We start from the raw sequence: 11,846 nt of genomic DNA on the forward strand, positions 1-11,846 counted from the left end.
GTATAAGGACTCAGATTTATTAAGTTATAACAAGGTCAGGCTACAGGATCGCCGGATAAAGCCAAGCATCTTTTTATAAAGAAAGTCGTAAATTCAGCAGGTTAAGCACCAAAGCATATCGCAATTAAATACATCCATTTAACTGCGATATACTTCAGCTGAGACTCTGCCCGCTTAAGATATAAAAAAGCCGGAGCAATGCTCCGGCTTTGATATTTCAATGAGGACGATTACTTCTGATGGGCGCGGATCAGATTGCCCAACCGCTTAATACCTTCGTCAATCATCTCATCATTGGCGCAGGAATATGCCAGTCGCAGTGTATTGGCACCGGTGCCATCCGCATGGAAAGCCTTACCCGGCACAAAGGCCACTTTTTCCGTTGCAATCGCAGCGGCGAGCAGATCAGCACCATTCATATAGTCCGGCAGCGTCACCCAGATGAACATACCGCCCTCAGGCTTTGTCCATGTAGCCGACTTCGGCATATATTTATCCAGCGCTTCCAGCATCTTATTACGACGATGCGAGTAAACAGCCCGGATTTTGGCAATCTGCGGATCAAAACCGTTGGCAGCAACATAATGCACAGCCAGCTGGTTGATGGTTGAAGAATGCAGATCAGCAGCCTGCTTCATCAGCACCAGCTTGCGGATAACCGTGGCATTAGCAACCACATAACCAACACGCAGACCAGGTGCCAGAGTTTTGGAGAAGCTGCCGCAATAGATAGTGCGGGTGTTTTCAATCGAACCTTTACGCTCAATTTCCAGCGCGAGAACGGGCGGAACCGGTGTACCGTCGAAACGCAGATACTGATAGGCAGCATCTTCAATCAGCGCGATATCCATTTCATCGCCCAGATCAAGCAGCTTTTCACGGCCTTCACGATCAATCGTCTCACCGGTCGGATTGCTGAAATCAGCAGAGAAATAAGCGAATTTCACCTTACCGCCGGCATTTGCAGCAGCTTCTTCATAGGAAGCAGGCGTGCGATTGCCGTTTGGCTGCAAAGTATCATAGGTCGGCTCATAGGCATTGAAAGCCTGCAACGCACCGAGATAAGTCGGACGAACAACCAGCGCCGTATCATTTGGCGACAGGAACAGCTTGCCGATATAATCCAGCGCCTGCTGCGAACCGGAAGTAATGAAAATATTCTCCGCCGAGCAAGGCACGCCGATCTTTGCCATCTCTCCCTGCAACCATTCGCGCAGAGGCTTATAGCCTTCACTCACAGAATATTGCAGCGCCGCATCGGACTTGCCCGAGGCAAAAATATCGGCATAGGCTGCTTTAAACTCTTCCGCCGGAAACAATTTCGGATCAGGAATACCGCCCGCGAAAGAAATAATATCCGGACGCTCAAGCAGTTTCAACAATTCACGAATTTCAGACGCCTTCATACGCGATGAGCGTGTGGCGAATATTTTTTCCCAATCCAGCATGGGGGTTCCTCATAAAGTCAAAAACATGGCGTGCAATAAAACATAAAACTTAACTAAAAGCTGTGTGCCTTTGGTGATTACCTTATGCGTATTTCACAACAAAACAAGCAAAATATGTCAGCATTACTGACCTTTATTCACTTTATTGCGATCACGCCAGATAATTTGTCAGATTCAATCAAAAACAGACCTGAAAAGCTAACAATCATACGTTCACAGCGATTGGACGGAACATCATCACCTCATCAAACTTTTCTCCGTTGAGAGAAATCCAATTCGGCCGGCGTCCGAATTCTGTATAGCCTTCACGCTTATAAAGCCGCCATGCAGTTTCATTATCGGCGAGAACGCTCAGCTCAAGCTGGCTGATGTTATTTTCACGCGCATAGAGCTCAACAGCCTGCATCAGTTTCTGGGCAATGCCGTTACCGCGCATCTCACTTTTCACATAAACCATCACAACAATCGCGCGATGTGCTGTTCTTATACCTGCCTGCGGCCACAGGCCGATAAGTCCGACGGTCTTGTCACCATGAAAAGCAGCAAAAACCGGTGCGCTTAATTTTGCACGCCAATCATCATCGGAAAATTTAACCCAGTCTTCATAAGCAGAACTATAGGCCTCCGGATGCAGTTTCAGTGCCTCCAGCCGTATTTCCCGCAAGATTGCAAAGTCTTCAGGCATCAACTGCCGGACTGTAATTCCTGTCATTATCACATCCTCCCGTCAGCAGTACTGCCATAAATAATCAGGCCCGCACAAACAAATCTTTGTGCGGGCCTGATAATCAGTAAAATATTACCGAATGTATTGCGGGCTTTATCAGCCAGCTTGTTTTTGCTGATTAGTTGCGGGCTTTATCAACCAGCTTGTTCTTGCCAATCCAAGGCATCATGCCGCGCAGTTTGGCACCAACTTCTTCGATCTGGTGATTGTCGTTCATGCGACGGATACCCTTGAAGCGGGCAGCACCGGCACGATATTCCTGCATCCAGTCGGAAGTGAACTTACCGGTCTGAATGTCGTGCAGAACGCGCTTCATTTCAGCTTTGGTTTCTGCAGTGATGATGCGCGGACCAGTCACATACTCGCCCCACTCAGCAGTGTTGGAGATCGAGTAGTTCATGTTGGCGATGCCGCCTTCGTAGATCAGATCAACGATCAGCTTCACTTCGTGCAAGCATTCGAAATAGGCCATTTCAGGGGCATAGCCGCCTTCAACCAGCGTTTCGAAACCAGCGCGGATCAACTCAACCAGACCGCCGCAGAGAACTGCCTGCTCACCGAACAGATCGGTTTCACATTCTTCTTTGAACGTGGTTTCGATAACGCCCGAACGACCGCCGCCAACGCCTGAAGCGTAAGACAGAGCCAGATCATGGGCATTGCCGGAAGCATCCTGATGAATAGCGATCAGGCAAGGCACGCCGCCGCCCTTCTGGTATTCGCCGCGCACAGTGTGGCCTGGGCCCTTTGGCGCAATCATAACAACGTCAACGGACTTTTTGGTTTCGATCAGGCCGAAATGTACGTTCAGACCATGAGCAAACGCAATTGCCGCACCGTCGCGCAGATTGTCGTGGATGTGCTCTTTATAGATGTCAGCCTGAAGTTCATCAGGGGTTGCCATCATCATCAGATCAGCCCATTTGGCAGCATCTGCAACGCTAACAACTTCAAAACCATCAGCTTCAGCTTTTTTAACAGTGGCTGAGTCCAGACGCAGTGCAATGCGAACATTCTTGGCACCAGAGTCTTTCAGGTTCAGCGCATGGGCGCGACCCTGGCTACCGTAACCAACGATAACAACATTCTTGGTTTTGATCAGGTTTACGTCTGCATCACTGTCATAATAAACGCGCATAGGATATTCCCTTCCTTCTATGCTTTATGCTGTAACGGGTTTGTCTTGCAAAACCGGCACTGTCTCCTCCGGCTTTTTTAAGCGCCGGTTTTATTCCCGTAGAGTGCGAAGAACTGACGCGTTGCCGTTCTGGCATCGCGGATAATCTCCGCATCACTGACTTCATGGCGGTCGCCGAGCAGCAGACGGATCTGCATATCGCGCACCACAAGTCCGAAAAACGAGGCAAAGGCCTCATCAATATCGTTAAAATCCAGCAAACCGGCATCCCGACCGGTTTCAAGAACCGGTTTGAGGCGGCGTGCCATAGCAATTGGTCCGTTGTTCAGCACAATCTCGCCAAGCGCCGATTTACCTGAACCTGCATGGCTCACAGCCAGACGGTTCAATGCAATCGACGTGCTGCCGGAAAGCACCAGCAGCCAGTCGCGGGCAAAATGCTCAAAGCTGGTAAAGAGTGACTCTTCGTCCAGCCCTTCCCGTGCCACCGGCACAACACGAACTTTAGAGGCCTGCCACTGCACAGTTGCTGTCAGCAGTCCGTCACGGTCGTTAAACCATTTATAGAGCGTTTCCTTGGAACAGCTTGCGCGTCTTGCAACGCCAGCCATCGTCAGACTGTCACCGCCCTCAACAAGCAGTTCAAGCGCAGCATTCAGCACATCCTTTTGACGATCTGTCAGCTCTGTGCCAATCACGACATTGCTTTCGATACCCTCAGGCTGCTGCAGCTGCACGCTCTTACGCTCCTTGAATTCTGTGTTTGAACGGCCACCTGACAGATTCTCATCATGCGTACCGTACGTTACGGTTCGGACTATGCCGTCACATTAAAAACAATGCAAGAGGGATTTTTTGAGTAGCAGCAACTTTATGCAGCAAATGCCGCTAAAGATTAACCTGCGTCCCGATTTCAACTACACGCCCTGTCGGAATTTGGAAATATTCCGTGGCATCCGAGGCACTGCGGGCAAGCGTAATAAACAATTTGGCCTGCCAATGCGGCATCGGAGAGCGTGGTGAAATACGCAAGACACGCCGCGACAAGAAGAATGACGTTGTCATAATATCATATTTCCAGCCGAGCTTCCGGCAGATCCCCAGCGCGCGCGGAATATTAGGCGACTGCATGTAGCCGAAAGTCAGCGTCACCTGCATAAACCGGTCGCTATATTGCGATACACGCGCACGGTCATCCTCAGCCACCCAAGGGCGCGGTGCCGTCACGACAGTCAGGATCACATTATTCTCGTGCAAAACTTTGTAATGCTTAAGGCTATGCATCAATGCTGTCGGCACACTGGACGGATCACCGGTCAGGAACACCGCGGTACCCGCCACAATCACCGGCTCTTTGCGCGCCATCTGGCTCACAATAATATCAAGCGGTACTTCTGTTTTGCGGGATTTCTGAAACAGGTGACGACTACCGCGCACCCATGTCCACATCACCAGCAGCACCAGTGCGGCCACCACGATCGACGCCCAACCACCCTGATGTACTTTAACCAGATTGGCACTGAAGAACATCAGATCCACAATAATAAAGCCAACGATCGGCACCAGCACAACCGGCAGACTCCATTTCCACAATCTGCGCATGACAAAGAACAGCAGGATAGTCGTGACCAGCATATTACCGGTTACGGCAATACCATAGGCCGCCGCCAGATTACTGGATTTTTGAAAGGTAACGACAAGCAGAACAACAGCAATGCCCAGCAGCATATTAATGCGTGGCATATAAATTTGTCCGTGCAGCGTTTCAGATGTATGCAGCACTTCCAGTCGCGGCAGAATATTCAGCTGTACGGCCTGACGTGCCAGTGAATAGGTACCGGTCAAAACCGCTTGACTGGCGATAACAGTGGCAGCTGTTGCCAGCACAACCATCGGCAGCAATGCCCATTGCGGCATCATCTGGAAAAACGGGTTACGTACTTCTTCGCCGCCTGCAGCACTATGCGACAGGATAAATGCGCCCTGCCCGAAATAGTTCAGGATCAGACTCGGAAACACAATCCACAGCCAGGCACGCACAATCGGCTTACGCCCGAAATGGCCGAGATCGGCATAAAGCGCCTCGGCACCGGTAACTGCCAGAAAAATCGCGCCGATTGTTGCAAAAGACGTGGCCGGATTGCCGCCCAGAAAAGCGAAGGCATAATAAGGATTAAGCCCTGAAAGAATGCCCGGATCATCGAAAATATGAATAAAACCGGTGAGCCCCAGCGCCAAAAACCACAGCAGCATAATCGGCCCGAAAATACTGGCCATACGCCCTGTGCCATGCCGCTGCACAAAGAAAAGCACCAGCAGAATAGTGATCGTGATCGGCACCACATAATGCGTCATCTGCGGCGCTACAATTTCAAGCCCCTCAACGGCTGACAGCACCGAGATTGCCGGTGTGATCACCGCATCGCCAAAAAACAAAGACGCGCCGATAATACCGATACCAAGAATAATATCCGGACGGCTGGCAAAGCTGGAGCGCACCAGCGCCATCAGCGAGAGAATACCGCCCTCGCCGTTATTATCGGCGCGCAGCACAAACAAGACGTATTTCACAGTCACGATTAGCGCGAGCGACCAGACGATAAGAGATATCACGCCGAGAATTTCTCCGCGCAACAGGTTACCGTCCGTAATTGAGGCATGCAGCGCTTCACGAAACGCATAAATCGGGCTGGTGCCAATATCGCCATAAACGACACCAAGCGCACCCATCATCAAAAGCTTCAGACTTCCCGCATGGCTATGCGGATCATTATGGCCATCGTCTGCGCTGGCCGGCGCTTCCTGAATTGCAATATCTTCACGTTGCGCCTGATTCATAAAATACCTTTAATGCAGGGTGAGCAAAGATAACCGGATAGATGTGAGAAAACGGATTTATCTTACTCTCAATATAAACACTTTCCGACAACAAATAAAACAGCCGGAAAGGCCGTATATAAATGCTCAAATTCAGATAAAAACAATAGTGCAACAATGCATATCTGCCCCGATGAGGCATAACAAAATCGGATAGCTCATCAGGTCATTAATTAAATGAAATCAATTCATTAAGCGCAAAAATTGAATCAAAACAAAAAATGCATTTTAGCCGAGCGCTTTGATAAAACGTAGCACGGACTGACGCATACCATATTCCAGCGCATCTGCTGTCAGACCGTGGCCGATTGAAACCTCACTCAAAGTCGGCATAATTTTCACGAGCGCAGGCAGATTGGCAACGGTCAGATCATGACCGGCATTAATACCAAGACCAAGTTCTGCGGCTTTAGCGGCAGCCTTTTCCAACAATGCCAGTTCACGCGCCTGCGCTTTAGGATCAGCATAAGCGCCGCCATAAGGCCCAGTGAAAAACTCCACGCGGTCAGCACCGGTCTCTTTGGCAATATCCAGCCCTTCCGGTGTCGGATCTGCAAACAGGGAAACACGCATCCCCCGTCCTTTAAGACGCTTGATGACTTCACTCAAAATCGTTTTATTCCGCGCAAAATCCCAGCCGTGATCCGAGGTATTCTGTGCTGGATCATCTGGCACCAGTGTCACCTGTTCAGGCTCGTGCTTTTCCACCAGAGCCAGAAAATCCTCTGACGGATAGCCTTCAATATTAAACTCGGCTTGCGGAAATTCATCGTCGATCAGAGCACGAATGTCTCCAAGATCAGAGAAGCGGATATGCCGCTGATCAGGGCGCGGATGCACGGTCAGACCGGTAGCACCGGCATCAAGCGCAATACGCCCCAACCCTGTCACACTCGGCCACGGCAGATCACGGCGGTTACGCAGCATTGCCACCGCATTGAGATTAACCGACAGAGTTGCAACCATGATCCGAGCTCCCTGATCAATTTCATTGCCGCATTCAGCGGACGATTGTTAGTTTTTCCGCTGCGCGGGTAATTGCCGTATAGAGCCAGCGCTCGCGCGTATCGCGGAAGGCATAGCTTTCATCAAACAATACCACATTGTTCCACTGCGAGCCCTGCGCTTTATGGGTGGTCAGCGCATAGCCATAGTCAAAATCGTCAAAACGCTTCTTAGTTTGCCAAGGAATTTCCGCATCCGGATCTTCAAACTGCGCTTTCAGAAGCTTGATCTTGGCAACGCCACGACCCGGCTCTTCATCTTCCGGCGCAATCAGCAGATTAATGCCCGGTTTCACAGTCTCTTTTGAAGATGTCATCACCTTCCAGAGCGAGCCGTTGAGCAGACCTTTGGCCGGATCATTGCGCAGGCAAACCAGCTTGTCACCGGATTGCGGATAGTCAGCTGTAAAGCCTTTTAGCTCGCGCAGACGTTGATTATAGCGCTTGCGGGTACGATTGGTGCCGACAAGCACCTGATCGGCATCCAGCACCAGATCCTGATTGACTTCCGATTTATTAATCACGCGGGCAGCGCCAAAATCACCATACGGGATTTCACGTCCTTCACGCACATCCAGCGCCAGCCGGATAATCGGATTATCCTGCGCCTGACGGTGAATTTCTGTCAGCAGATAATCCGGCTCGTGTTCGGTAAAGAAGCCGCCACCGCTGATCGGCGGTAACTGCCCCGGATCACCCAGCACCAGAATAGGCGTACCGAAAGTCATCAAATCGCGGCCGAGCTGCTCATCAACCATCGAGCACTCATCGACAACGATCAATGCGGCCTTGGCAACAGGACTCTGGCGGTTGAGCGTAAAGGTCGGAGAGATCGACGTTTTACCGGTTGTCTCATCCTCAATCGCTTCTTCGCCTTTAGGACGGTAAATCAGCGAATGCAGTGTGCGGGCATTGCTTGCACCTTTAGAGCGCAGCACCTGCGCAGCCTTGCCCGTAAATGCGGCAAACTGCACCTCACCATCCACATGCTCGGCAAAATAGCGCGCAAGCGTCGTCTTACCCGTTCCCGCATAGCCAAAAAGGCGGAAAATCGGGGAGCCGCCTTTTGCCAACCATTGCGCCACAGCTTGGAGCGCGTTGTCCTGTTCCGGTGAAAATTCCATTATGCTTCTGCCATCATGCCTTTCAATGACCGGATTCGCGCCTAAAGAGCAAGGTTTATCACTTCAACATCGGCCACAGGCTGACTACCAGCAACAAAGCCATCGTCAGATTGAACCATTTGAGCCGCACCGGATCTTCCAGCCATTGGCGCAACAAGCTGCCGAATGCTGCCCATGATGATACGCTTGGCACATTGATGACCGCAAAAACCACACCGATCAGCAGCACAGAAAGCGCATAGGCATCGTGCACCGTATAGCTGGCCATCGCGGTTACCGCCATCACCCATGCTTTAGGGTTCACCCATTGAAAAAGCACGGCCTGCATAAAACTCATCGGCTGAGCAGCGGGATCATCGACCTTGCCGACTGATGTGGAGGTGGCAATTTTATAGGCCAGATAGAGCATATAAGCACCACCGGCGAATTTCAGTCCCACATATAAGACAGGTGCGGTTTCCAGCACAGCACCAAGACCATAGCCCACACCCAACAATAGCAGCAAAAAGCCCATGCCGATGCCCAGCATATGCGGGATTGTACGACGAAAACCGAAATTCACACCGGAGGCCAGCAACATCAGATTATTCGGGCCCGGTGTGATGGAGGTTACAAAGGCAAAAACCACCAACGCCATGAAAATATCGTAAGAAAGCAACATGTTAAAACGCTCAATCATGTTCTGAAAAAACAACACCGCTGCCCTGACAAAAGAACAGCGGTGCTACAAACGATCAGCAATTTAAGTGTCTGAATCAAAAAGCGTTAGACGAGAGCGAAAATGGTGATTTTTGAGCACCGGAACGGAGCGTACTGATAGTACGTGAGTACCGTAGCGCAGAAAATTGCCATTTGCAGCCAAGTCGGGCGACTTTTAGATCAGGCACTTTACATCCCTTCAGCACCACGGATCATGGCCGCCACACCTGTACGGCACACTTCGATCAAACCGAGCGGCTTCATAATCGAAATGAACTGATCAATCTTGGCGCCTTTGCCGGTGATTTCAAAAATGAAATGCTCCACCGTGGCATCCACAACCTTGGCTTTGAAAGCATCGGCAAGACGCAGCATTTCTGCCCGTGTCTCACCTTGGCCAACAACCTTAATTAGAGCCAGCTCACGCTCAACCGGACGGTCGTGTCCAAGTTGCTGGGCATGATAGGTCAGATCAACCACGCGGTGCACCGGCACAATACGCTCAAGCGAATGGCGGATCTGATCCAGAACATTGGCCGTACCGCGTGTCACAATGGTAATGCGGGACAGATGTTTTTCATGCTCGGTTTCAGAAACTGTGAGGCTTTCAATATTGTAGCCCCGCCCTGAAAACAGACCGATAACACGGGCAAGAACACCCGGCTCATTATCAACCAGAATAGAGAGCGTATGGGTTTCAACTAGCTGGGTTTCTTCGGTCAGGAAATAGGCTGAACCGGAAGCTGCATTTTGTGCGTTCATAATGAATATCCTTGTTCCGGTATTAGACTAGGTGACGGTCTTTGGCATCAATAGCATTGGCAACAGCTTCGTCCGTCGCCTCATCCGGCAACAGCATCTCATTATGCGCCTTGCCTGAAGGGATCATCGGGAAGCAGTTGGCCAGATTGGCCACATGACAGTCAAAGATCACCGGACCGTCTGTTTCAATCATCTTCATGATTGCATCATCCAGATCAGCCGGTTTGGAGCAACGGATGCCCGTGCCGCCATAAGCTTCAGCCAGTTTCACAAAATCAGGCATAGCTTCGGTATAGGAGTGTGACAAGCGGTTGCCATGCAGCAATTGCTGCCACTGGCGCACCATGCCCATATATTGGTTATTCATGATGAAAATCTTGATCGGCGCATTGTGCTGAATAGCCGCCGACATTTCCTGAATACACATCTGGACTGAGGCATCACCGGCAATATCAATAACTAGCGCACCCGGATGAGCAATCTGCACACCCAGCGCCGCAGGCAGACCATAGCCCATCGTACCCAGACCACCGGAGGTCATCCAATGGTGCGGTTCTTCAAAATGCATAAACTGCGCTGCCCACATCTGATGCTGGCCAACTTCGGTCGTGATGTAAGTTTCACGATCCTTGGTCAGTGCCTGCAAACGCTCCAGCGCATATTGCGGCATGATAACATCGCGGCTGTGCTTATAAGCCAGTGAATTACGGGCACGCCATTTGTTAACCTGGCTCCACCATGCGGCCATATCCACCTTTTCAGGACGCTTGGAAGACGCGCGATACTGGCGCACCAGATCTTCCAGAACATGCGCAACATCACCGATGATCGGCACATCAACGCGAACAGTCTTGTTGATTGAAGACGGATCAATATCAATGTGGATTTTCTTGGAGTTCGGTGAGAACGCATCAAGACGACCGGTGATGCGGTCATCAAAGCGCGCGCCGATGCACAGCATAACATCGCATTCATGCATGGTCATATTGGCTTCGAATGTGCCGTGCATGCCGAGCATACCGAGCCAGTTCTTACCCGATGCCGGATAAGCGCCCAATCCCATCAATGTCGAGGTGATCGGGAAATCGGTGATCTCAACCAGTTCGCGCAGCAGTTTCGAAGCTTCAACACCGGAATTGATAACACCGCCGCCGGAATAGATAACCGGTTTTTTGGCAGTGGCCAGCAATTCAACAGCCGCACGGATAGCATTCTGATCGCCGTTCAAAACAGGATTATAGCTGGTGCGCGGAGCAGTCTGCGGTGGCGTATACATACCGGTCGCAAACTGAATATTTTTCGGAATATCAACAACAACAGGGCCAGGACGGCCGGTGCGCGCTACATGAAATGCCTCATGCAGAACACGCGCCAGATCATTCACATCTTTAACAAGCCAGTTATGCTTGGTGCAAGGACGGGTAATGCCAACGGTGTCCGCTTCCTGAAATGCATCTGTTCCAATGAGGCTGGTCGGAACCTGACCGGTAATGCAAACCAGCGGGATCGAGTCCATCAGCGCATCCTGCAACGGTGTAACCGCATTGGTTGCACCGGGGCCTGATGTTACCAGCATAACGCCAACCTTACCGGTTGAGCGGGCATAGCCTTCAGCCGCATGGCCTGCACCCTGCTCGTGACGCACCAGAATATGCTCAACTTTGTCCTGCTGAAACAACTCGTCATAGATAGGAAGCACTGCACCGCCCGGATAGCCGAAAATATGTGCCACGCCCTGATCGATCAGCGCCTGCACTACCATTTCCGCGCCGGTCATTTCCCGTTTGCCGGTCTCATTTTGTGCTGTGGCGCTCTTGCCGCTTGTATCTGTACTCATTGTTTCCCGATGTCCCGTCTGCTGTGTCGGTGGGTGCCTCTCATTCTCTGGGCTGACCTCACCGAAACTCCCGTATTGTTTAGCTATATTCGCTGTGTGAAGATAATAAAAAAGGCCCCCTGAGGGAGCCTGTGTTTCGCGCATGGGAGCTTTCGCCGGATGGTTACACCATCCTGCCCATACGCTTACCCACCACGAGAATAATTTTCTTAGCCATAAGGGGAGATTAA

At 51.0% G+C, this 11,846-nt stretch carries 10 protein-coding genes; all 10 read right to left on the bottom strand.

All coding sequences use genetic code 11. The features are described from left to right. Positions 1–230 precede the first annotated feature (230 nt). The 10 genes from P8H26_RS08355 to P8H26_RS08400 all read right to left on the bottom strand — a co-directional run bounded on the left by P8H26_RS08355 (position 231) and on the right by P8H26_RS08400 (position 11,556). The gene (locus tag P8H26_RS08355; protein ID WP_289632491.1) at positions 231–1,448 is read right to left on the bottom strand and encodes a PLP-dependent aminotransferase family protein; all 1,218 of its coding nucleotides are present in this window, start codon (positions 1,446–1,448) and stop codon (positions 231–233) included. A gap of 205 nt (positions 1,449–1,653) precedes the next feature. Next, entirely contained in the window at positions 1,654–2,160 is a 507-nt protein-coding gene (locus P8H26_RS08360; protein WP_289632492.1) for a GNAT family N-acetyltransferase, read from the bottom strand. A 133-nt stretch (positions 2,161–2,293) separates the two neighbouring features. Then, positions 2,294–3,313 carry a ketol-acid reductoisomerase gene (gene ilvC / locus P8H26_RS08365; RefSeq protein WP_289632493.1) on the bottom strand — a complete coding sequence of 340 codons (1,020 nt, stop codon included), beginning with the start codon at positions 3,311–3,313 and terminating at the stop codon, positions 2,294–2,296. Between the two features lie 77 nt (positions 3,314–3,390). After that, positions 3,391–4,026: a TetR/AcrR family transcriptional regulator gene (locus P8H26_RS08370; RefSeq protein WP_289632676.1), complete on the bottom strand. Its 636-nt coding sequence runs from the start codon at positions 4,024–4,026 to the stop codon at positions 3,391–3,393. Between the two features lie 175 nt (positions 4,027–4,201). Further along, a complete protein-coding gene (locus tag P8H26_RS08375; RefSeq protein ID WP_374708260.1) occupies positions 4,202–6,151 on the bottom strand; it encodes a potassium transporter Kup in 1,950 nt (649 codons plus the stop codon). 267 nt (positions 6,152–6,418) lie between these two features. After that, on the bottom strand, positions 6,419–7,156 hold the full coding sequence (locus P8H26_RS08380; RefSeq protein ID WP_289632494.1) for a pyridoxine 5'-phosphate synthase: 738 nt from the start codon (positions 7,154–7,156) through the stop codon (positions 6,419–6,421). Between the two features lie 34 nt (positions 7,157–7,190). Continuing rightward, entirely contained in the window at positions 7,191–8,318 is a 1,128-nt protein-coding gene (locus P8H26_RS08385) for an ATP-dependent RecD-like DNA helicase (protein WP_289632495.1), read from the bottom strand. Between the two features lie 58 nt (positions 8,319–8,376). Continuing rightward, complete coding sequence (locus P8H26_RS08390) at positions 8,377–8,979, bottom strand: LysE family translocator (RefSeq protein ID WP_289632678.1); 603 nt, start codon at positions 8,977–8,979, stop codon at positions 8,377–8,379. A 227-nt stretch (positions 8,980–9,206) separates the two neighbouring features. Continuing rightward, positions 9,207–9,779, bottom strand: coding sequence for an acetolactate synthase small subunit (gene ilvN, locus P8H26_RS08395; protein WP_289632496.1), 573 nt, complete (start codon positions 9,777–9,779; stop codon positions 9,207–9,209). A gap of 22 nt (positions 9,780–9,801) precedes the next feature. After that, on the bottom strand, positions 9,802–11,556 hold the full coding sequence (locus tag P8H26_RS08400) for an acetolactate synthase 3 large subunit (protein ID WP_374708266.1): 1,755 nt from the start codon (positions 11,554–11,556) through the stop codon (positions 9,802–9,804). Between the last annotated feature and the right edge of the window lie 290 nt (positions 11,557–11,846).

Origin of the sequence: Pseudochrobactrum sp. sp1633 (assembly GCF_030376605.1) — a bacterium.
GTDB lineage: Bacteria > Pseudomonadota > Alphaproteobacteria > Rhizobiales > Rhizobiaceae > Pseudochrobactrum.